The following is a 267-nucleotide window of genomic DNA, read 5'->3' as shown; positions in this document are numbered from 1 at the left end:
ACCTATTTAAGTTATAGAAATAGTTTACCCGAAATTACGGATAAAGAGTATTTATTTTTAACAAAAAAGGGTGTTAAGATTTACGAAATGCTTGTTTATAGAATAATAAATAAGTATTTTAGTGTAGCATCCTCAAAAGCTAACTGTAGTCCACATGTATTAAGGCACTCATTTGCAACACATTTATTAAATGAAGGAGCAGATTTAAATGCAGTAAAAGAACTTCTTGGACATACCAGTTTAGCAGCAACACAAGTATATACACAC

The 267-nt window shown here is 30.0% G+C and carries 1 protein-coding gene; it reads left to right on the top strand.

All coding sequences use genetic code 11. The features are described from left to right. The coding region (locus tag ACRHNM_RS16920; protein ID WP_431137788.1) for a tyrosine-type recombinase/integrase at positions 1 to 267 on the top strand (267 nt) is incomplete at both ends.

The organism is Psychroserpens mesophilus, from assembly GCF_050617655.1.
Lineage (GTDB): Bacteria > Bacteroidota > Bacteroidia > Flavobacteriales > Flavobacteriaceae > Psychroserpens > Psychroserpens mesophilus_A.
The sequence above is the reverse complement of the archived record's forward strand: the minus strand, read 5'-3'. Positions and strand labels throughout refer to the sequence as shown.